The following is a 20,222-nucleotide window of genomic DNA, read 5'->3' as shown; positions in this document are numbered from 1 at the left end:
AGCCGCCTTGTGCACGCATGCTGGTCTCGAGCGCAGCGCGGCCCCGGCTTGCAGCGCCCGACGACGTCGCGTCGCCTGAGTTGACCTCATTTAACCGCTGCAAACCGTCTGCCGCCCAGACTCCTAGTCCGCCTGGCCCTGCGCGGCCGGCGCGCCGAGTGTGTCGATCACGCCGAAGCGCGCCGGAATCATCGCGTAGCACACGCGCACCTTCTCCTGGCCGACGCGCTCGAGCAGCCGCTGCGCCTCCTCCTCGGTGACGACGAACTCGACCTCGATCGTCAGCGATCCCTGCAATTCGAAGAAGCGGTCCTCGTGCAGCACCCGGTGCTGGCCGAAACCGGCCATCGCGCGAAACGCGGATCCGCCCGCGACGCCCATCCGGCTCGCCTCCTCGAGCAGCCACTCCCACAGCGGCTTCCAGTGCAGCCGATGCTGCTCGTGCACGTAGAAACGCAAGAAGATCCTGTCCATCGCGAGCCTCCGGTACCGGTCGCGCTCAGGCCGCGGCGAGCCACGCACGCGCCGTCCACATGCCGAGCGCGGTCAACGTGAACGATCCCATCAAGTGTAGGGCAGCCACCGCCAACGCCCATCCGAACTCGCCCTGCAACGCGTGCGTCATCACTTCGACGGAGTAGGTCGAAAACGTCGTGAGCCCGCCGAGGAAACCGGTGATCACGAACAGGCGCCACTCGGGCGGCAGGCCCGCCTTCGCGGCAAACACGACCGCCGCGATGCCGATCACATAGCCGCCGATCAGGTTCGCGGCGAGCGTGCCGAGCGGCACGTCGGGAAGGTATTCGTTGAGCGCGAGGCTCAGGAACCAGCGCAGCAGCGCGCCGAGCCCGGCGCCGACGAAGATCGCGACGATCGAATAGAACAAGTGGACGCCTCACTGACGATGCGGCGCGGCACCAGCCGCCGCGCGCGGATTCCAGGCTACCGCCGGCGAACGCCGCCACGCGATGCGTGGCGGCCCGGCGCACGCTGCACTGTATGCGGATTTGCGCGGCGCCGGCAATGCATGCCGAGCGGATCAGCGCCCGTCGGATGCCGCTGCCGGCACGCGATGCGGCGGCGTCGATGCGCGGCCGCGTAATCCGAATTTCCAGCGCATTACGCTGCTCATTACAGAATCATTCTGATAAAGCGATTATCTGGCGGCCTCGAAAAAATCCGGAAATCGATTTCACGGCTTTTATCGATTTCCCGAAAACGCCCGTTTTACATGGCCCTCCGGTATTTTCCCTGTTCAGACATTCCCGAATTCTGCCGATATAACGCTCAATCTAATCGGATTATTTCGTAGACTTGATTCGACCCACTCACTCCATCGGCATGGAGACTCAAAATGAACAAAACCCGCCTGTCGTCCATGTTGATGTCGGCGCTGTACGTGTCGCTGCTTGCATCGACCGTCGCATTCGCGCAGAACAACGGACAGTCGTACATCGAAGGCAACCGCGCGCCTAAAGGCTTTGCGCGGCCGCCGTTCCACACGAAGCCGCGCGCGAGCACGGCCACCGTCTCGGGGCTCACGCCGGCGCTCACGCGCCACGCGTACGGTTTCGACGCGCTGTCGAACCAGGGCGACGGGATGGTCGTCGCGATCGTCGACGCGTACGACGATCCGAAGATCGAGTCCGACCTCGGCGTGTTCAGCAGCACGTTCTCGCTGCCGTCATGCACGACGCTGAACGGCTGCTTCACGAAGGTGTACGCGAGCGGCAGCCGGCCGAGAAGCGACGCGGGCTGGGCGCTCGAAATGGCGCTCGACGTCGAATGGGTGCACGCGATCGCGCCGAAGGCGCGGATCGTGCTCGTGGAGGCCGCGTCGGCCAGCTTCACCGACCTGATGACCGCGGTCGACGTCGCGGTGAAGCGTGGCGCGTCGGTCGTGTCGATGAGCTTCGGCGGCAACGAGTTCAGCGGCGAGAACGGCTTCGACAGCCATTTCAGCGCGCCGGGGGTCACGTTCGTCGCGTCGTCCGGCGATAGCGGCACCGGCACCGAGTATCCGGCGGCGGCGTCCAACGTGATCGCGGTCGGCGGGACGACACTGTCCGCCGACGCGTACGGCAACTACGTCGGCGAAACGGCGTGGAGCGGCAGCGGCGGCGGCGTGAGCACGCAAGAGACCGAACCCGCCGGCCAGGCCACGTGGCCGATTCCGGTCGCCGGCAAGCGGGGCGTGCCCGACGTCGGCTACGACGCAAATCCGTCCACCGGGTTCGCGGTGTACGACTCGGTCACCTATCAGCGGCAAGCAGGCTGGTTCCAGGTAGGCGGCACGAGCGCCGGCGCGCCGCAGTGGTCGGCACTCGTCGCGATCGCGAATTCGCTGCGCGCGGCGGCCGGCAAGAGCCGGCTGAGCGCAGCGTACAACACGCTGTATGCGGCCGGGAAAAGTGCGTACGGCAGCAACTTTCACGACGTCACGACCGGCAGCAACGGCAACTGCGGCGCCGTCTGCAATGCGGCCGGCGGCTACGACTACGTGACCGGCCTCGGTTCGCCGCACGCGCCGGCGCTTGTGCCGGCGCTCGTCAGCCAGCCATAGCCGCGACGGCCGGCGACGCGCTCGTCGGCCAACCGTAGGCGCGAGCGTCGGCCACGCGCGGCGGCGTCGCTCAGCAGCGTCGTTCAGCCGCGCCGCCACGCGGCGTCGAGCGCGGTGAGCGTCGCGAGCGCCCCGCCCTTCAGCCCGATCACGTCCGCGCGGCGCGCATGCGCTTCGCGCACGTTGATCCGGATCACGTCGGCGCCAATGCGTTCACTCATCAGGCGCACGGTCGGAATCGCGGTGCCCGCGCCGACTTCGACGACGACGACCCGCCCTGCCCCGGCAAGCCAGTCGTCGAGTGCACGCTGCTGCGCGTCGTAATGCGTGCCGATCCATCCCGCGTCGCCGAACATCAGGATGTTGGGCCGTGCGACACCGCCGCAGTGCGGGCACGCCGGCAAGTCGCCGACAAGGCGGCAGGTCGCGTCGTCGACGACCGGCGCGAACGCCTGCGCCGACCACGTGTGTCCGCTGCACGGACGCAGGCACTGCATCGCATGGATCGAGCCGTGAATCTCGACGACGCGCGCCGGATCGAACCCGGCCTTCTGGAACTGCCCGTCGACATTGCTCGTCAGCACGAAGCCGCCGTTCGGCATCGCGTCGATCCAGCGGCGCAGGATCGCGAAACCGTCGTGCGGCACCGTCGACCGGTACAGCGCGAGGCGATGGCCATAGAAGCCCCACGCGAGCTGCGCACGCGCGCGGAACGCTTGCGGCGACGCGATCTCGTGGAATTCGAAGCGCTCGTGGCGCAACGCGGGGTACGCGCGCCAGAAGCCGTCCGTGCCGCGGAAGTCCGGCAGGCCGGAATCGACGCCGATGCCGGCGCCGGCCGTGACGAGCAACGCGTCGGCGCGCGACAGCGCATCGACGGCGGCAGTGACAAGGCGCGCGGGAAGCGGTGGTTCGGTGAAGGCAGTGGAATCGGTGGGCGGCATCATGGTTCGGTCGTCAGGGCGAACGTCGTGGCGTTCGCCGCCGCGATCATACGCCGGAACGGACGGCTTGCAACGCGTCCGTTCGGGCTGGGACGGCGGGCCGGCTGACGCGTCCGCGATCGCGCCTCGCGCACAGCGCGGTTGCCGGGACAGGGCTTTCCCGCCCGCGTCAACGGTTACCCACCAACGCCGCGCGCTTCATCCGCTTCATCCGGCACCGCAGCCGCGATCTCATCGAGCGCGAAATGGACGGGCTTGCCGAGGCGCCGCGCCAGCGCCACGTCGGCATCGGCGCCACGCGATGCGCCGTCGATCCGCAGCACCGCGTCGCACCGGTGCAGCAGCCGGTGCGCGGCTGGGTACAGGAACGCGTCGCTGACCGCGTCGCCGACCTGCCGCGATCCGGCCGCCGCCGCGAGTGGCAGCGACAGCCACTCGCCGATCATCGGCACATGCCCGCGGCGATAGACGGCAAGCGCCGCCTGTTCGAGCCGCGCGAGGTTCGCGGCGACGCGCGCGGGATCGCCATCGGTGCCGCTGCGATACGGGCCGGCGATCAGGATCAGTTGCGGCGTCATGCGCGCCTCCCGCCTGCGAGGCCGTGCAGCGCGACGTACTGCAGCAACATGATCGTCTTCGCATCGACGATCTCGCCGCGCTCGATCGCGTCCAGTGCCGCGTGCAGCGGCATTTCGACGACTTCGAGATCCTCGCCCTCGTCCGCGAGCCCGCCACCGTCGCCCGTGCGCAGCGACGCGTCGTATTCGCCGACGAAGAAGTGCAGTTTCTCCGTCACGGACCCGGGGCTCATGTACGCGTCGAACACCTTGCGGACGTTGCGCACGCGATAGCCGGTCTCCTCCTCGGCTTCCGCACGGATCCGCGCATCCGGCGTCGCGTCGTCGAGCAGGCCCGCCGCCGCCTCCAGCAGCATCCCGTGATGGCCGCTGACGTACACCGGCATCCGGAACTGGCGCGTCAGCACCACGTTGCCGGTGTCGGGGTTGCACAGCAGGATCGTCGCGCCATTGCCGCGATCGTAGGTTTCCCGGCTGAGCCGCTGCCAGGTGCCGTCGCGACGGCGGAAATCGAACGTCACCTTCTTCAGCACGTACCAGTCGTCGGACAGCACGGTGGTCTCGATGATGCGCACGCGGTCCTGCATTGCAGCCATGGCAGCCTCCATTCGACAAATGACGGCGCCCATGCTAACGTGCATATTCGTGCAATTTCAAGAAATTTCGTGCAAACGATGCTGACGACGCAACGCAAGAAAGCCATCCTCGATCTGCTCGCACGCGACGGCCAGGTACTGGCCGGCGCGTTGAGCGACGCATTCGGCGTGTCGGAGGACACGATCCGCCGCGACCTGCGCGAACTCGCCGCGGAAGGCCTGCTGCAGCGCGTGCATGGCGGCGCGCTGCCCGCCTCCCCGGCCACCGCGCCGTTCGCGCAGCGGCAGGACCTCGAGTCGGCCGCGAAACGCCGGATCGCGCGCCGGGCCGCCGAGATGATCGCGCCGGGGCAGGTCGTGATCATCGACGGCGGCACGACGTCGGCGCTGCTCGTCAGCCAGTTGCCTGCCGATCTCGCGGCGACTGTCGTCACGCACAGTCCGAGCGTCGCGGTCGCGCTCGTCGAGCATCCGTCGGTGGACGTGATCCTGATCGGCGGACGGCTCTTCAAGCATTCGATCGTGACCGTCGGCGCGGCCGCGATGGAGGCGATCGCGCATGTCCACGCGGATCTCTACTTCATGGGCGTGACCGGCGTCCATCCGAGCGCCGGCCTCAGCACCGGCGACTACGAGGAAGCGGGCATCAAGCGCGCGCTCGCCGCCCGCGCGGCCGAGACGGTCGTGCTGGCGTCGTCGTCGAAACTCCATGCGGCATCGCCGTTCGTGATCGGCGACATCACGCTCGCGCAGACGATCGTCGTCGAGCAGGCGGCCGACCCGGAACTGACGAAACCGATCGAAGCGGCGGGCGTGACGGTCGTGCGGGCGTAGCGGCGCGTCGTACCGCGCCGGTGGAACTCGGTAAGATGACACGCTCACCGTCTTCGCTGCCCACACGCGATACTCATGCGTCCCGTTCCCGATTCATCCCACCGTCGTGCCGCGCACCCCGGCACGCTGGCGCTGTTCCTGACCTTCGCGCAGATCGGCCTGACCAGCTTCGGCGGCGGCCTGAGCGGACGGATGATGCGCGATTTCGTCCACGAGCGGCACTGGCTCGACGAAGAGGAATTTCTGAACGGCCTCGCGCTGTCGCAGGCGCTGCCCGGCGTCAACGTGAAGAATCTCGCGATCTGGATCGGCTACCGGCTGGGCGGATGGCGTGGCGCGGTCGCCGGCTTCGTCGGCATCATCGTGCCGCCGGCAATGCTGATCGTGCTGTTCGGCGTCGCGTTCTCGACGCTCACGCAGTTCCCGCTGACCCACGTCGCGCTCGCCGGCGCGGCGGCAGCGGCGATCGGGCTGTCGATCTCGATGGCCGTCACTGCCGTGCGCCGGCTGCCGCGCCGCGTGCCGCCATTCGTCGTGATGACGCTCACGTTCGTGTCGGTCGCCGTGCTGCATTGGCCGCTCGTGTGGACGGTGCTGATCGGCGGCGGCGCGAGCGTCGCGCTCGAATACCGGCGCTTGGCCGCCGCATCGGCAGGGAGCGAACGCTGATGCCGGTTGCTTCCCGCTACGTGTCGCTGTTCACGGTGTTCGCGCCGCTGTCGATCGCGACGATCGGCGGCGGACAGACGATCATTGCGGACGTCCAGCGGCAGGTCGTCGACGTCCATCACTGGATGACGGCCACGCAGTTCGTGAACGATTTCGCGATCGCGCGGATGGCGCCCGGCCCCGGCTCGCTGCTCGCGACACTGATCGGCTGGCAGGTCGCTGGCTTCTGGGGCGCGGTGATCGCAACGCTCGCGCTGTTCGGCCCGACCGCGTTCCTGATCTACGGCATCGCGCACCTGTGGCGGCGGCATCGGGGCGCACGCTGGCAGATCGCGCTCGAGGCCGGGCTGCGGCCTGTCGCGGCCGGCATGATCCTCGCGTCGGTCTGGGTGCTGCTGCAAAGCCTCGACGGCGGATGGCCGGCGCGCGTGCTGGCACTGGTCTCCGCCGTGTGCGTGATGCGCACGCGCATTCATGCGCTTGTGTTGATCGCGGCGGGCGCCGCGTTGTTCGTCGCGTTGCGGCTGATCGGGTATTGACGGGAACGGGGGGCTTCCGGCACGCGTGGAGGAACGACGTTCAGCCGCTGGGCATCAGGCGTTTCGACATCGTTCCCGCATTCCGCTCACACAATCGACAAAGTCGCACGTCGGCTGACCAACGTGCACCCGCACGCGGCCCGATGGCCGTGAAGGGCGACCGGGCGGCCGCCGAGCGTGCTCGATTCGTCGCCTTCTACGATGTGCTGGGTGCCGTGTTGATTGCATTCGACCGTATCCCGCTTCCGGGCGATCGGCATTCCGTCGACCACATCGTCGTTCGATCCGGTCGTGACGTTACCGCCATGCGGTGCCAGCGTATCCCCAACTACAATGACCTGACGGACCATCTAGCCGCCCTCCATTCGATGCTCGGTTCGCATGCGTCTACAGTCGAATCTCGTGTACGCCCGGACCGATTTCGGCATTCGGGCTCCCCAGATAAGTCCAACGAAGCGCGTCCTCACCCATCCCGATGAAGTGCGCCCCCGGGCTGGGGAACGACTGCCCCTTCTCCAGGAAGGTTTGCTGATTCCAACGGTTGTACAACGCCGCCAGATCATTGTCTTCAGCCACGCGTCCTTCCCATATCCCGGTCTCCGGGCAGCGTTCGTCGCCCTCGCACGTCAACGCGACTGGCGTTGCGGGCACTTCGCGCATCATGCCGGCATCGACCAGGTTCGCAATGAAATCCGACCGCTGCGGAGGAAGACGATACGCATCCCCGAGGTAGTGCCACTGGACCCGATCTTGCGACAGCCACGCGTATGGCGCCGGGTCGAAGCGCTCTCCCGTCTCGTATCGCTCAGGCTTCCCGGAGCGGGCGATCAGGCGTGCGCTTCTCTCGCCGTCGGCACCATATAGCGCCAACCAGTATCCGGTCCTGGGTACGTGCTGGTCCCCCGGCACCACCAGCGTACTCTGGTCGAGCGGAGATACCGCAAAACCCGGCGGGATGTAGTTGCGTCCCGACTCGGTCGTCACACTCATCTGCGATTTGACCGGCGGCGTCACGGCTTTCGCAGCATCGATCAGGCTTTGAACCTTGCCGTTCCACTTTGGCAGCGGCGCAGGCGGCAACGGCAAGACCTTGTCCAGATTCGGGAGCTTCAGGCGCCCCCGGTAGTGCTCCAGCGCGTCGCCGATCTTGCCGTAGCGTTCCGCACGGGCCTTGTCGATCAGCCCCGGAAGGTTTCGCCCATTGGTCAGGTTGAAGCCGTCGAATTCGATCGACAACTTGTTCGCACATTTCGCACTTCCGAGCTTCACGCCTTCATGCAGAATGTTCAGTGCACGCTGCTTCGCTTCTACAGTCTTCGAACGAGCGTAGATGAAGCCCAACTCCTCGGCGGCATCGCCGAAGCCTTGCGCGAACGCACATTCGAGCATCTGTGTGGCGACAGGTAGATTGGCCCAGAATCCGCTGCTCGGGTCGTCGTGCGCAGCATCCATTTTTTCGCCGAGAAAAGCCATCGCAGAAGGACTACCCATGTCGGCGGCGCGCTGGAAGAACGCATACGCGCTCGTTGCGTCTCCACCCTTGACGAGTCCGTTCTGGTGATAGGTTCCCATGACATCGTACGCATCGGGCACGCCCAACCGCATCGCCTTTTCAACCCACTGAATCGCTTTCTCGGGGTCGTGTTCGGGCACGCCCGCATAGTCGGTCAGAATCAGCGACGCCAGATTGAGCATGGCCTTCCAATGGCCCCGATCCGCTGCCTGGTGGTAGAGCTGATAGACCTTCGCGAAGTCACGCTGCCCGTAGTACACGTCGGGATTGTCAAGCACGAGTGCTTGCTGAAACCACATCTCGGCTTGCGGATCAACGGGCGGCACACGCTGACTTTGATACACGCACGTGAAGTTCTTCCGGTGCGGATCAAAGAGCGGCAATTTTTCGAAGCGAGGCAAGTCGGACATAGCAATATTGGCCTTGGAGAGCAGCGAGGACGTGCCTTCTGCATGAACAGTTACAGCAATCAAGCTCAGAGCACTTATGGCGATTCGAAAGATGAATGCTATCCGCATGAGCGCTCCGTTACACGGTCTGGCTGACACTATTGGTCGAAGGAATGTCTATCATTGCGTGCAGCACCGTCTTCTCTCGCATGTCGATAAACGGCAAAAGGAAGCCATTCAGCGTATCGGTGCCCAACTTTTGAATATCCCGGTTGTCTTTCATTCTTCCCGTCCATTTCCTGAACACCTCCGGCATTGCATCTCGTGCGCCGCTCCCCACGATATCTCCACCGGACATCAGCGCGAACACGTCTCGCCGAAGCTTGGCCGCTTCCTCTCCGGTCGCCGCGATGTTGATCTCGCTGTCGACGGCCATGCTCCGCTGGTTGATGTTGGCGCTCCCCAAGGTCACGAACACGTCGTCGATCAGCATCAGCTTCGAGTGAATGTAGATCTCCCGATACGCCATCTGTTGATTCGCGGTCATCCCGCTGGTGCGCAACCGCGCGATGCTCACTTTCAGCCCGTACGTACTCTCCAGTTCCTCGAGGGTCGCCGGATGGAACGTATTGTTGCCCTGGGCATCCTTGTAGACGCGATCGACGCGACCGTCCTTCACCAGTACGCCCTGACCCGGCATCTTGTCGCCATGTCCCAGCTCCGCGAGCGTATCGTGGGTTCGCGGAATCATGCCCTCGTCTTCCGGATGAGGCGTCACGACGAACAGGTGCAACATTGGCGCCTCCTGTTGAGGCTTGTTCGACAGCTTCGCCCACTCGTCGTGAAACTTCTTGCGCTCGAGCTTCAAGTGCCGCGCAAACTCCGGATAGAAGAAGTACTGATTCTCGATGTAGATATAGTTGCGCGCAAAGCTGGTTGCCTGAAAGTACAGTTTCTTGATCGTCTTTTCCCGCTCATGAGCCTGCGTCCGCACAATCTGCGCCTTTCGTGCGGGATTGGCTTTCGCTGTCGGGATTTTCGACATTTGCCCGCTGATCTCCGTCGCCTGCCACGCAGGCGGCGCGAACAGATTCCAGCCGCGCACGAAGTTCTGATGCAGGCGCTTCAATGCCGGCCCGACCACACGGCACGCGTAATCCTGATAGGGCTTCGTGCGCTGATAGACCGCCGTACTGAGAGGGCCATCGGGATTCTGTGTCTCTTGCTCGTGCGCGAGTTCGGCCTGAACGTTGTCGCTGATCCACTCCTCTCGCAACGGATCGTCGATCTTGTGTTCGGTCGTATCCCAATAGTCCGTGACCGAGTTCAACCCCATCACATAGCCGACCGCCTTGCTACCATCCTGATACGCGTAATCGATCAGAATCGGTTTCTGGTGATGAGTCGGGTAGCCCTCCAGCAGCGACTTTTCGTTGAGCCCGGCTACCTTCTCCATGCCCTCCGAATGCGTGCTCGGCGCGTCCTCCTCCTTGATGTCCGCATCCATCAACGCCTTGACATCGCCTTTCGAAATACTACGCAACACCACTTGCAAGCGCGGGTTCTTGCCTGTCCCGCTCTTTCCGCCGGGCAGGTTCCGTTGCCACCATTCGGTGCAGTACTTTGTTCTCGCCTCGTTCTGATAAGGCGGCTTCTGCTGCAATTTGTAGCGCTGAATCGGGTGCCACATTCCGGAGACCGGAACGTCCGTCAGCCCCGGCATGTTGTTCTGCTTCAACGATCCGTCGGGATCGAACCAGACCAGCAATCGCACCGTGACCGGATTTTCTTTCCGGGTCGTCAGGTCTTCCAGCAGTTGGCCATATACGATGCCACGCGGCCAAACGCCAGACTGGCCAGACTGAAACGGCTGCGCCGTCTGGGGCGTGCCGACCCAGCACGCCGATCCGAGGCTCCGAACGAGTTCCATTCCGGGATCGAATCCCCAGCAGACGATGTCGACCGTCGACTTTGCCGCGAGGAGGTCCTCTGCAATCGCTGCAAATCCTTCTTGCCCGCAAATCATGAAGCGGAGCGCGTTCCCCTGGGTCGGCATGACATCGTCGTCCACGCCCTTTTCCAGCAACCACTGAACGGTGCCATTTGCGTTCCGCCCAGCCTCGTCGATGGCGACATCCATCGGATTGTGAGATTCAAGTGGGTAATTCGCCACGTTGTTTTCCTTGAATTAACGGCGACGGAAAATCCGGCTCACAAGAGCCGTTCACCACGGTTGGTCCGACGATCCGCGTGCTTGACGTCTTCATTCAGTGCATCCCGCACCTTCAGATCGAATTGCCCGCCGTTGGCCAGCCTGACCTGATACGCGGGGGTGCCCGGCTGGTGATCGTCGATGACGATGCGCCCGAATTCGTCCGTGACGCCCTCGCCGATCTTCGTGCCGCCCTTGAACAACTCGTAGGGTTCGCTGACGTACTGATGCGCCTCTCCCGGCAACGCACCCAACGCGAAGTGAAGCTGCTCCTTTTCGGGTGGCAGCGCCGCGATATTCGGCCGGCCAACGCTATCCGGCCCGACAAACGAACGGCTCGCCGAATGCACTTCGTAGCCGCCCGACGTGCCGCTCTTGATCTGCCCGCTTGTCCAGCGCGTATAGCTGCCGCCCGCGTTGATTTCCACCTCCTGCTCGGCGCTGATGGTGATCTTGGTCGCCGTAACCGACACATTCAGCTTCGCGAGCAGGTTGATGTTGTTCTTCAGCGCTTTCAGATCGATATCGCCGCTCGCAGCAACCAGTCGCATGCCCGCTTCATGGACGAACAGCCGCAGCGCGCGGCGCATGCTGGCGAACAAGCCACCACCGGTGCTGATCGACACGTGTTCCCCGGTCGTAATCGCCGTCGATTGCCCGCTGCTGAGATGTATTTGCTCAGGCGTGCTGACTGCCACGCCGGCCGGGCTGGCCAGTACGAGATGCGGTTGCGCGAGCTGCTTGAGGGTGCCGCCCCCCTGGATCGCCCGCGCTTGCGCCTTCAGCGCCGCGGCGACATGCTTCTGCTCGCCGTCCTGCGCGCCCGCGGATTGAGCCGATTGCGCGAGGCCGGCAGCGATATCCTGGGCGCCTGCCAGTTGAAGATTCACCTCGTCCACGCTGAACGCATCGCCGGCGGCGCCGGATCGCGGATGAGTCGTCAACAGCAGGCCACGCGCCCCTCGAATGGCGGCATGGCCATCGGTTCGCAGTTCGACACCCTCGCCCCGCTTTTCGCCGCGTCCGGCCGGCTCGCTGACACGCGTCAGGTACCCGATGTGCAGGCCACTCTCCAGATGGTCGCTGCGCAACTGGGTCTGCACTTGTCCCGGGGTATCGTCCTTCAGCCAGACATTGTTCTGCCGCCCGCCGATTTCCTTGCTGACGAAACCCGACAGCGCCTGCTGGCCCGGCAGATTCCATTGCGGCCGGTTCGCACCGTTTCCGACGCGCGCCGTGACAAGCGGTCTATCCGGATCGCCGTCGAGAAACGGTACGACCACTTCATCGCCGATTCTTGGCAGATGAATGCCGCCGAAACCGCCGCTGGCCCACGGTTGCGCGACACGAACCCAGCATGAGCTGGTTTCGTCGCGTTTCCCGATACGATCCCAATGGAACTGCACTTTCACCCGGCCGAGTTCGTCGGTATGGATCTCCTGCCCTTTCGGGCCGACCACGGTTGCCGTCTGCATTCGCATGTCGGGCTTCGGATGCTCGAACGGGCTTCGGTACGGGACCGTCCTGCGCTGCGCTTCCACCTCGACGAGAAAGAAGCCGACTGAGCCATCCGAATGCCGCACGTCAGCTGCGTTGCCCGCGCCGTGACTTGCACGTGCTTCGGTCACTCGGGATTGCAGGCTATTCGGGAAATGGCCGTGATGGCTCGACATCGGAAGATTGTTCTCGATGAGCCACGTCGTTTCGATCACCGCGAAATTGCGCGCTTCCTCGGCATCGCGGTCATGCTCCGGATGGCCCGACAGTTCGAACCATCGTCCGGCGTCCATTCTGCGCACCCCGCCGATGCCATGGAAGCGCTTGGCGCGCGACTCCCATTCCTCGACTCTTATCTTGGACAAGTGGCTTCCGCGATCTTGCGACAGGAAGCTGTATGGGCCGGTGAAGTCGTATATTTCCAGTTGTTCGGGCAGGTCGCCATGTTCCGGCAATGCCGTAACGTTCGTGCCCTTCGGGTTCGCCAGTGCAGGCGGGCTCTTGTAGTCGAAGGTTCTCGTCGTCAGCGCAGCACTGTGCAAGCACCGGACGCTGGACCACTGCACCAGCGAGTCGGTTTCGCTCCTCGTATTCGCGCGGTAGAACGAAATGGCACGCAGCCCCAATGGCTCGAGCGTATCGAGACTATCGGTAATAGTCAGGGTATGGGACTTGCCGTCCTGCTCCTGCGTCCAGAACCCGAACAACCCCTCGGATTCCATCAACCGATGGACGAAATTCCAGTCGTCTTCGTATTGTGTGCAATATGATCGCTGCGGCAACGCCTTTGAAATTGCGAAGCGGAAGCGGCCACGGGCCTGCGGATGCTCATTGAATACGTCGGCAATGATTTCATCGGGCGTCCTGTCCTGCCAGATGCGGCGGTCGCTCCGCAATTTCAGGAAATGCATCCACGACGCGAAACCGAGCTGGTAGCTCGTCAGGCCGCCATCCGATCCGAGTCGACGGGCGGTATAGACGTAACCGTGGTACGGAAGATAGGACTTGTCCGTTTGCTGAATCCACAGCGTAACCGGCTGGGCGATCAGCTTTTTCAGCTCGATGTTTGCATCGGCCGACAACGCGTCGAGCGTGAACTCGAAATGCCGACCAATTCGCGACCAGCCGATCGCTCGTTGCGGCAACAAAACGTTGTCGCCCAGTGGGGTATCCAGCCTCAACAAACGGTCCTGTTGAAGCACCCCGCCCCGAATGGCCCTCAAAATGTCCTGCGCGTTCATTCCCCCATCCCTCTATTACTTTTTTGTCGATTTCTCTTCATTAAATTGTCATGGGTGCTCTCTCGCGCGATTGTACCCCGTATTCCTCCGGGGAATATCAGTTGACGTTGGCGTCCGAACCGGGGCTCATTCCTGGCGGTGCAGCCCGAAACGGCAGAATGTGACCAGTCCGCCTTCTTTCTTTGAGGCAGCACGGTAGCTTCGTGCTCGAAGGTCCTTCGTCCGACAGGTCCCACGCGGCGATCAAACCCTTTACCGAATTCACGTCATGTCGGCTCGACGCGTTCACCCCGCCGACCCGCTTGCCAATTTCACACAAGCCCCTGTAGAATTGCAGGCTCTGCGGGCGTCGTATAATGGCCATTACCTCAGCTTCCCAAGCTGATGACGTGGGTTCGATTCCCATCGCCCGCTCCACACCCCACCTAGCCTGTTGATTTCACTGGGTTATGTGCGTGCCTGACGAGCATCTCCGCAAGACTCCTACATCGGCGTCCTACGGTGGCTCAAACCTCCTGTCTCTATCGTCGCTCTAGCGGCATCTACGTTGTCCGGCTCGTCGTCCCGAAGCGATTGCGCGCAGCAGTCGGCAAGAACGAAATTCACGCGTCCACGCGACTTCGAGAGTGGGAAGCCGCTAAACTCGTCGCCCACCGAATTCAGTCGCATTGGCGCGAGCACTTCATGACGTTAGACCTCGACAAACTCAGAGCGGAAAACCCGCTGCTTGACGGTGCGGGCATGATCCGCATTGTGGACGCAGCGATGGCGACGGGCGCTTCAACATGCCACGCGCTCAAGACGAGCGACATGCATTTACGTCGCAGGAGTTGTCGTTGATTTTCGGGCAGGACTGGTTCACTACCGGAACGGGCACGTTCACTCGTGAGGGATGGACGACATGGCGCCCGCACTCCTACTGGCTGCCCCTGCTCGGCCTGTTCACTGGCGGACGAATCAATGAACTTTCCCAGCTATACCTCACGGATAGCCGCTAGGACGATGCACGGATCAGGCCGCCCCGGTACCCGTGCCGGGATACTCGACCGTGTTTCCCCCCCTACCAACGCGTGCAATATGCACTGCCGGGCGAACGCACGGAGGACTACTGAGCGTCTCTCCGAGCAGCCGCCTCACTGACCACAGGGCGCAATGAGGGGTTGGTGGTGGCGCTGGCGAGAGTCGCCAGCGCCATCAGAAACCGTGCGGCTCTAGCGAAGCAGAGCGATGTTCTCATTGATTCGGTTTTGAATAGTGCGCAGCGTTTCTTGGGTGATCATGCGCGGGTACATATTCATAGCCAGGGTCGCAAACTGGCTGGCCACGTTGCAAAACCGGTCAATCATGCCGGTGGCTGCCGCCGCGAGAACTTCAGCCTCCTTGGCAAGGAGGAGCACCTCCTCTCTGCGGATCGCCAGGGCCTCCCCCATCACGTCCATCTGGTGGTACCCTCCCGGCCCCTCGCAGAAGGTTACGTCGTAGGCCGGTGCCAGCTGCCACTCACCGGATGGCAACATGACATAGGCGAAGTTCTTGGGGTGATCGTCTCGATTGTTGAACGCGATGTTGAAGACGGCTCGTTCAAACGCCAGCCCCTTCTGCCGTACATCATTGGTGCACAGATGGGTCGCGCGCAAGAAGTTCACATAGTCCAAGGCCCCCGGGTTTTTGTAATCGGCACTGGTAAACGCGGCAAGGCTTTGCATGGGCACGCGCTGACCGTCGTGTCGATCAAACCGTTTGGAGGCGAACGCCGCCATCCCATTGGGTAGTTCGAAATGCAACGTATCCGGGGTCTGGATACCGCAGATGCGCAGGCATTCGGCATAGACCATTTCGATAGCGCACACCTCCGGGTGTTCGCGCTGCGCCGGAAACTTGACGAGCCAGGCTTCAAAGCCAGGCACTGCGGCAGTGGTAAAGGCTCCGGAGCGAGGATCACGATAGACCAGTGCTTTGGGTCGGGCGCCTTGCGGAGAGCCGCCTATCTGCAGTAGCTGTTCAAGGAATGCCCCGCCTTCGCCATTGAGGACTTCTTGCACCTCTGCTGCGAGTTGCTCAAGGGGAATTTGAATCTGTGCTTCCTGTACTTCAGGCGCCACGGGCTCGAATGACATGGCCCCCATCGCATTGTTGCCAATGTAAGCCAGCCGCTCCAGCGGCCCGATGCGTGCCACGTTGAGGCCTCGGCGTTTGAACAAACGATCCATCAGCAAGATGCCCCAGCCGTCGGGCAGCGAGTCATAGACTGGCCCGGGCAGTCCCAACTGATGGGGCGGGAAGTCTCTACGTAGCTTGGGTCCGTTCAATGGGAGCAGATAGGAAGAAAGCTCCAGGCCGCTGTTCTTCGCCTCATCGCTATACTCAAACACAATCAACGGTCGGCCCGTGATAGCGGTCGTGGAGACCATCGACCCCCACCGCCAATGTTCCCCCCAGCCATCGTAGTAGACGTCCACTCGCTCAAGCATTTCGGGCTCCCCTCTTGGAACGCTGACGTTTTGCGGTTTGTTCGTACCGGAGAATGTCCTCGATGCTGTCCAGCTTCGGCAAGAAAAGTCCTTCGAGTTCCTTGCTTCGACCAAGAACCATGGCCACACGGACCACAGTCTCGAGACTCACATTGCGCCCCGCTTCCAGGTTGGACACGGTATTGGCCCCGACGCCGGCGCGTGCGGCCACATCAGCCTGCGTCATCTGCGACGCCAGCCGCTCCGTGCGAAGTCGCTCGCAAATCAGTTTGACGATTTCACTAGGCTTGCTGAAGCTTAAATCCAACATAATGTGCCTTCCTGCCCAAGAGGCCTCATAACTCACAATATTATAGAGTTATCCACCACCCCGCTCAAGACACTTAACTCTCGATTGTTGTGTTTTATCTAGACCATTCCCGACACTTCCCACAGCGAGACGGAATTAACCCTCGAAACTGCGTTCACTCCCCAAATTGAGGTGTGCCCTCGGGCATCGAAGGCCTGCTCCGTCCCCACTCCGTCAGGACTATCCGGTGGACCTGGGTATCGGATTGTTGGCGGCTACGGACCAGCCTCTCCATAACACTGGGCGATACCCAATTTCATCGGAATCGCCATCGTGAACCTACGCCTACCAACTCTTTGGCTGGAGAAGGGACAACCAGGTATCGCCAGGAGGCCCCAATGATGAGCTGGTGCCAGCGCTTTCAGCGTTCGGTGGCATGCACTCGGCCGGAGCAGACAGACGCTTGGGACAAGCATGTCGAAGCATTAGCTGCTGCCGGCATTCCCGAACGGGAACGACTGCAGCGCGCGTATCGTCTGCTCGAGGTGCGCGGTGCCGACCGCAGCCTGCATCGCGCGCGAGAACGCGATCGGCGCACCCATCTCCTGACTGATCGTCTGCGCCACCTCGTCGTATCGGCGCTTGTAGATCTCGAGCACGCGCAGCAGCAGTGCGACGCGCGCGTCGACCGGCCAGCGCGAGAAATGGTCGAACGCGCGCTTCGCCGCGCCGACGGCGTAATCGACTTCGGCCTGCCCGCCGATCCTGAGGTGTGCATACGGTCGCTCGGTAGACGGATCAATCACGTCGATTGACTGCGCACCGTCAGGATCGAGCCACTGTCCGTCGATATAGGTCTGTTGTGACGTTCGCATCGAATCCTCCTGTTTTTGTAAGGGGCGTCGCGGCACACTCAGCGCGTCGCGCGCACATATGCGGCGGTGATGATGTCGCGGATCTGCGCGACGAACCACGCGATCTCGTCGCGCGACATCACGAGCGGCGGCGAGAACTGCACGATCGGCGTGCCCTCGTGATCGACGCCGGCCCGGCACAGCAGCCCCGCATCGAAGATCGCGGGCGCGAGCACGGTCGACACGAACGCCTGCGCGCTGATGCCGGCAGTCCAGCGCCGCGCCTGCTTGTCGGTCACGAGTTCGAGCGAGTAGTGGTAGCCATCGCCGCGCACGTCGCCGACACACGGCAATTCGAGCAGGCCGTCGAGCGTCTTGCGGAAATACCCTTCGTTCTCGCGGACGTTCGCGAGTACCCCTTCCCGCTCGATGATCGCGAGGTTCGCGAGCGCGGCCGTGCACGCGACCGGATGGCCGCCGTACGTCGCGCCGTGCAGGAACATCTGCTGCGGCCCGCCGAGCACCGTGTCGACGACCGCGTCGCTCGCGATCACGCCGCCGAGCGGCACGTAGCCCGACGCGATGCCCTTCGCGAACGTCAGGATGTCCGGCTTCAGTCCGTAGCGGCGCGACCCGAAATACTCGCCGAGCCGGCCGAACCCGCAGATCACTTCATCCGCGACGAGCAGCACGCCGTGCCGGTCGCAGATCTCGCGCAGCCCCGCCGCGTAGCCGGCCGGCGGCGTCAGGCTGCCGCCCGCGTTCTGCAGCGGCTCGACGACGATCGCCGCGACGGTGTCCGGCCCCTCCTGAACGATCAGCGACTCGATTTCGTCGAGCAGATGGCGCGTGAACTGCGCTTCCGTCTCGCCCGCCGGGCGGCCGTAGCGCTTCGTATTGCTGACGTGTCGCACGCCCGACATCAGCGGCTCGAAATGTTTCCGGAAGTTGGTCATTCCGTTCAGCGCGAGCGCGCCGAACGACGTGCCGTGATAGGCGACGCGCCGCGCGATGAACTTGCGCCGCTGCGGCTCGCCGCGTGCCTGGTGGTACTGGCGCACCAGCTTGATCGCCGACTCGTTCGACTCCGACCCGCTCGACGTGAAGAACACGCGATTCAGGTCGTCCGGTGCAAGCGTCGCGAGCTTGTGCGCGAGACGGATCGCGGGCTCGTGACCATAGCCCCAGTTGGTTGCGAACGGCAGCCGGACCATCTGCTCGCGGATCGCGTCGCCGATCTCCGCGCCGTGGCTGTAGCCGACCTGCACGCAATACAGTCCGGCCAGTGCATCGAAATAACGCTTGCCGTTTCGGTCGACGAGCCAGCATCCTTCGCCGCGGTCGAATACGGTCAGCGCGTTGTCGCGATACGCATCGGCGTGCGTGAAGTGCATCAGCAGATGGCGTTTGCCCAACGCCTGCAGATCCGCATCGAGATTGACGTCCACACCGTTCATTGCCTCACTCCTCCTTCACAGGTTCAAGACCGGAATTCGATGACCGGCCACTCAACTCATCGTCAGCGTCGGCGCGGCGCGCGTGAATCCGCGGGTCAGCCACACGAGCTGGCAGAACCCGAACGCGAGCCAGCCGATGCCGACATAGAACGTCTGGCGCGACAGTCCGGACCAGAGCCAGACGTTCATCACGAAACCGGTCGCCGGCATCAGGCCGAACGTGATCCAGCCCGTAAGAGTGCGGTTCTCCGGCCGTGCGAGATAGCTGCGCATCACGCACAGGTTCACGACAGCGAACGCGACAAGCGCGCCGAAACTGATCATCGTCGATGCGAGATCGAGCGTAATGAAAAGCGCGGAAAGCGATACGGCACCGACCGCGAGCGTCGCGCGCACCGGCGTACCGCGCCGTGCATGCAGGTGGCCGAAGACACGCCCCGGCAAGACCTGGTCGCGCCCCATCGCGAACAGCACGCGCGTCACGCTCGCCTGCCCGGCCATTGCACTCGCGAAGCAGCCGGCAACGTAGACCGCGACGAAGAACACCGACAGCGTGCCGCCGCCGATGCGCTGCATCAGCTCGAGACTTGCCGAATCGAGATCCTTGAACGCATGCCAGTTCGGAAAGACCACTTGCCCCGCGTAGGCGATCAGCATGAACAGCACGCCGCTCGACAGTGTGCAGAGCAGAATCGCGCGCGGGACGGTACGTCGCGGCTCGCTCGTCTCCTCCGACAGCGTGGAAACGGCATCGAAACCAAGGAACGACAGGCACAGGATTGCCGATCCGGCCAGGATCGCACGCGCGTCGCCCGATTGCGGCAACGTCACCGTCATCGTCAGCCCCTGCCCGGACGCGAACCGCGCCGACGCGACCAGGAAGATCGCGATAAAAACCAGCTGACTGGCAATCAGGATCAGGTTGACGCGATTGACGAGCCTGATGCCGACGATGTTCAGTCCGGTGATGACCGCGATGCTCGCCACGATCCACACGCCGGAAGGCACCGCCGGAAACAGTTGCTTCATGTAGATGCCGATGGCCAGATAGCTGATCATCGGGATGAACAGATAGTCCATCAGCAATGCCCATCCGACCATGAACCCTGCCGACGTACCGAAATTCCGGCTCGCGAACGTATATGCCGAGCCGGCGCTTGGCATGAGTCGCGCCATGTGCCCGTAGCTGCGCGCGGTAAACAGCATCGCGATCAGCGTGACGGCATACGCGGCCGCGAGATGCCCGTTCGTCTCGCGGGTGACGAGCCCATAGGTGGTGAACACCGTCATCGGCAGCATGTAGGCCAAACCGAAGATCACCAGCGTGAAGAGCCCGAGTGGATGCGCATGCCCTCGCCGGGTGTCGACGCCTCGATCGGCACCTTGCCCGACGTCATCTGTCGCACCGTCAAACGCGTGTCGATCTGGCCTTTGGCTCTTCATGCTGTCCTCACGTGGATGTCGTCCATGACTTCAACACTCATCGGATCGGCAACGCTGCGGTTGCACGACTCGAGAACGAGTGTGGTGTGCCAAAAAGTCGAGGACGAATGAGAAAAGCGGACGTAATCGAGGG

Annotated in this window: 18 protein-coding genes, 1 tRNA gene and 2 pseudogenes; 7 read left to right on the top strand and 14 right to left on the bottom strand. The window is 63.3% G+C overall.

Going from position 1 to position 20,222, the window contains the following annotated elements:
- Positions 1 to 123: 123 nt before the first annotated feature.
- Together DID96_RS16205 and crcB are read right to left on the bottom strand one after the other, a co-directional pair.
- Complete coding sequence (locus DID96_RS16205) at positions 124 to 474, bottom strand: DUF190 domain-containing protein (protein WP_124600297.1); 351 nt, start codon at positions 472 to 474, stop codon at positions 124 to 126.
- 25 nt (positions 475 to 499) lie between these two features.
- Positions 500 to 886 carry a fluoride efflux transporter CrcB gene (crcB, locus tag DID96_RS16200; RefSeq protein ID WP_124600296.1) on the bottom strand — a complete coding sequence of 129 codons (387 nt, stop codon included), beginning with the start codon at positions 884 to 886 and terminating at the stop codon, positions 500 to 502.
- A 468-nt stretch (positions 887 to 1,354) separates the two neighbouring features.
- On the opposite strand from crcB, the gene DID96_RS16195 reads away from it, so the two are divergent.
- Entirely contained in the window at positions 1,355 to 2,563 is a 1,209-nt protein-coding gene (locus DID96_RS16195) for a S8 family serine peptidase (RefSeq protein ID WP_124600295.1), read from the top strand.
- 83 nt (positions 2,564 to 2,646) lie between these two features.
- Here the strand turns inward: DID96_RS16195 and DID96_RS16190 are convergent, their stop codons facing one another.
- The 3 genes from DID96_RS16190 to DID96_RS16180 form a co-directional block, all read right to left on the bottom strand.
- Positions 2,647 to 3,507 carry a Sir2 family NAD-dependent protein deacetylase gene (locus DID96_RS16190; protein WP_124600306.1) on the bottom strand — a complete coding sequence of 287 codons (861 nt, stop codon included), beginning with the start codon at positions 3,505 to 3,507 and terminating at the stop codon, positions 2,647 to 2,649.
- A gap of 176 nt (positions 3,508 to 3,683) precedes the next feature.
- On the bottom strand, positions 3,684 to 4,085 hold the full coding sequence (locus DID96_RS16185; protein ID WP_124600294.1) for a DUF4406 domain-containing protein: 402 nt from the start codon (positions 4,083 to 4,085) through the stop codon (positions 3,684 to 3,686).
- Positions 4,082 to 4,681: an NUDIX domain-containing protein gene (locus DID96_RS16180; RefSeq protein ID WP_124600293.1), complete on the bottom strand. Its 600-nt coding sequence runs from the start codon at positions 4,679 to 4,681 to the stop codon at positions 4,082 to 4,084. Before DID96_RS16180 ends, DID96_RS16185 begins: the two co-directional genes overlap by 4 nt.
- Before the next feature lie 78 nt (positions 4,682 to 4,759).
- Between DID96_RS16180 and DID96_RS16175 the strand changes: the two genes are divergently transcribed.
- From DID96_RS16175 to DID96_RS16165, 3 genes are all read left to right on the top strand, one after another.
- Positions 4,760 to 5,515 (top strand): DeoR/GlpR family DNA-binding transcription regulator, encoded by a 756-nt coding sequence (locus DID96_RS16175; RefSeq protein ID WP_124600305.1) that lies wholly within the window; start codon positions 4,760 to 4,762, stop codon positions 5,513 to 5,515.
- 75 nt (positions 5,516 to 5,590) lie between these two features.
- A complete protein-coding gene (locus tag DID96_RS16170) occupies positions 5,591 to 6,184 on the top strand; it encodes a chromate transporter (RefSeq protein WP_124600292.1) in 594 nt (197 codons plus the stop codon).
- Positions 6,184 to 6,723 carry a chromate transporter gene (locus tag DID96_RS16165; protein ID WP_124600291.1) on the top strand — a complete coding sequence of 180 codons (540 nt, stop codon included), beginning with the start codon at positions 6,184 to 6,186 and terminating at the stop codon, positions 6,721 to 6,723. The genes DID96_RS16170 and DID96_RS16165 overlap by 1 nt, the downstream gene beginning before the upstream one ends.
- Positions 6,724 to 6,809: 86 nt before the next feature.
- On the opposite strand, the gene DID96_RS16160 is transcribed toward DID96_RS16165, so the two are convergent.
- The 4 genes from DID96_RS16160 to DID96_RS16145 are packed head-to-tail and all read right to left on the bottom strand — an operon-like array spanning position 6,810 to position 13,575.
- Positions 6,810 to 7,073, bottom strand: a complete 264-nt coding sequence (locus tag DID96_RS16160) for a PAAR domain-containing protein (protein WP_124600290.1) — start codon at positions 7,071 to 7,073, stop codon at positions 6,810 to 6,812.
- A 37-nt stretch (positions 7,074 to 7,110) separates the two neighbouring features.
- A complete protein-coding gene (locus tag DID96_RS16155; protein ID WP_260463913.1) occupies positions 7,111 to 8,754 on the bottom strand; it encodes a sel1 repeat family protein in 1,644 nt (547 codons plus the stop codon).
- A gap of 10 nt (positions 8,755 to 8,764) precedes the next feature.
- Positions 8,765 to 10,798 (bottom strand): phospholipase D-like domain-containing protein, encoded by a 2,034-nt coding sequence (locus DID96_RS16150; RefSeq protein ID WP_124600289.1) that lies wholly within the window; start codon positions 10,796 to 10,798, stop codon positions 8,765 to 8,767.
- A gap of 38 nt (positions 10,799 to 10,836) precedes the next feature.
- Positions 10,837 to 13,575, bottom strand: coding sequence for a type VI secretion system Vgr family protein (locus tag DID96_RS16145; RefSeq protein WP_124600288.1), 2,739 nt, complete (start codon positions 13,573 to 13,575; stop codon positions 10,837 to 10,839).
- Positions 13,576 to 13,917: 342 nt separating this feature from the next.
- Between DID96_RS16145 and DID96_RS16140 the strand changes: the two genes are divergently transcribed.
- The 3 genes and pseudogenes from DID96_RS16140 to DID96_RS38660 form a co-directional block, all read left to right on the top strand.
- Positions 13,918 to 13,992 (top strand) — tRNA-Gly (locus DID96_RS16140).
- Positions 13,993 to 14,076: 84 nt separating this feature from the next.
- On the top strand, positions 14,077 to 14,415 hold the full coding sequence (locus tag DID96_RS38315; protein WP_185732270.1) for a DUF6538 domain-containing protein: 339 nt from the start codon (positions 14,077 to 14,079) through the stop codon (positions 14,413 to 14,415).
- A gap of 181 nt (positions 14,416 to 14,596) precedes the next feature.
- A pseudogene (locus DID96_RS38660) lies at positions 14,597 to 14,687 on the top strand (TIGR03751 family conjugal transfer lipoprotein); the annotation flags it as partial.
- Positions 14,688 to 14,786: 99 nt separating this feature from the next.
- On the opposite strand, the gene DID96_RS16125 reads toward DID96_RS38660, so the two are convergent.
- The 5 genes and pseudogenes from DID96_RS16125 to DID96_RS16105 form a co-directional block, all read right to left on the bottom strand.
- Positions 14,787 to 16,046: a type II toxin-antitoxin system HipA family toxin gene (locus DID96_RS16125; RefSeq protein WP_124600287.1), complete on the bottom strand. Its 1,260-nt coding sequence runs from the start codon at positions 16,044 to 16,046 to the stop codon at positions 14,787 to 14,789.
- The gene (locus tag DID96_RS16120; protein WP_409333780.1) at positions 16,039 to 16,353 is read right to left on the bottom strand and encodes a helix-turn-helix domain-containing protein; all 315 of its coding nucleotides are present in this window, start codon (positions 16,351 to 16,353) and stop codon (positions 16,039 to 16,041) included. The genes DID96_RS16125 and DID96_RS16120 overlap by 8 nt, the downstream gene beginning before the upstream one ends.
- A gap of 488 nt (positions 16,354 to 16,841) precedes the next feature.
- A pseudogene (locus DID96_RS16115) lies at positions 16,842 to 17,210 on the bottom strand (aldehyde dehydrogenase family protein); the annotation flags it as partial.
- Positions 17,211 to 17,248: 38 nt separating this feature from the next.
- Positions 17,249 to 18,646, bottom strand: a complete 1,398-nt coding sequence (locus tag DID96_RS16110) for an aspartate aminotransferase family protein (protein WP_124600285.1) — start codon at positions 18,644 to 18,646, stop codon at positions 17,249 to 17,251.
- 51 nt (positions 18,647 to 18,697) lie between these two features.
- On the bottom strand, positions 18,698 to 20,089 hold the full coding sequence (locus DID96_RS16105) for an APC family permease (protein ID WP_124600284.1): 1,392 nt from the start codon (positions 20,087 to 20,089) through the stop codon (positions 18,698 to 18,700).
- Positions 20,090 to 20,222: the final 133 nt, after the last annotated feature.

Origin of the sequence: Burkholderia sp. Bp8963 (assembly GCF_003854275.1) — a bacterium.
In the GTDB taxonomy this organism is placed as follows: Bacteria; Pseudomonadota; Gammaproteobacteria; order Burkholderiales; family Burkholderiaceae; genus Burkholderia.
The sequence above is the reverse complement of the archived record's forward strand: the minus strand, read 5'-3'. Positions and strand labels throughout refer to the sequence as shown.

What these genes read in the sequence shown, in the direction of transcription:
- DID96_RS16190 (WP_124600306.1), bottom strand. Translation starts at nt 3,507, where the DNA reads ATGCCGCCCACCGATTCCACTGCCTTCACCGAACCACCGCTTCCCGCG.
- DID96_RS16125 (WP_124600287.1), bottom strand. Translation starts at nt 16,046, where the DNA reads ATGCTTGAGCGAGTGGACGTCTACTACGATGGCTGGGGGGAACATTGG.
- DID96_RS16155 (WP_260463913.1), bottom strand. Translation starts at nt 8,754, where the DNA reads ATGCGGATAGCATTCATCTTTCGAATCGCCATAAGTGCTCTGAGCTTG.
- DID96_RS16180 (WP_124600293.1), bottom strand. Translation starts at nt 4,681, where the DNA reads ATGGCTGCAATGCAGGACCGCGTGCGCATCATCGAGACCACCGTGCTG.
- DID96_RS16145 (WP_124600288.1), bottom strand. Translation starts at nt 13,575, where the DNA reads ATGAACGCGCAGGACATTTTGAGGGCCATTCGGGGCGGGGTGCTTCAA.
- DID96_RS16105 (WP_124600284.1), bottom strand. Translation starts at nt 20,089, where the DNA reads ATGAAGAGCCAAAGGCCAGATCGACACGCGTTTGACGGTGCGACAGAT.
- DID96_RS16185 (WP_124600294.1), bottom strand. Translation starts at nt 4,085, where the DNA reads ATGACGCCGCAACTGATCCTGATCGCCGGCCCGTATCGCAGCGGCACC.
- DID96_RS16160 (WP_124600290.1), bottom strand. Translation starts at nt 7,073, where the DNA reads ATGGTCCGTCAGGTCATTGTAGTTGGGGATACGCTGGCACCGCATGGC.
- DID96_RS16110 (WP_124600285.1), bottom strand. Translation starts at nt 18,646, where the DNA reads ATGAACGGTGTGGACGTCAATCTCGATGCGGATCTGCAGGCGTTGGGC.
- DID96_RS16205 (WP_124600297.1), bottom strand. Translation starts at nt 474, where the DNA reads ATGGACAGGATCTTCTTGCGTTTCTACGTGCACGAGCAGCATCGGCTG.
- DID96_RS16170 (WP_124600292.1), top strand. Translation starts at nt 5,591, where the DNA reads ATGCGTCCCGTTCCCGATTCATCCCACCGTCGTGCCGCGCACCCCGGC.
- DID96_RS16195 (WP_124600295.1), top strand. Translation starts at nt 1,355, where the DNA reads ATGAACAAAACCCGCCTGTCGTCCATGTTGATGTCGGCGCTGTACGTG.
- DID96_RS16175 (WP_124600305.1), top strand. Translation starts at nt 4,760, where the DNA reads ATGCTGACGACGCAACGCAAGAAAGCCATCCTCGATCTGCTCGCACGC.
- DID96_RS16165 (WP_124600291.1), top strand. Translation starts at nt 6,184, where the DNA reads ATGCCGGTTGCTTCCCGCTACGTGTCGCTGTTCACGGTGTTCGCGCCG.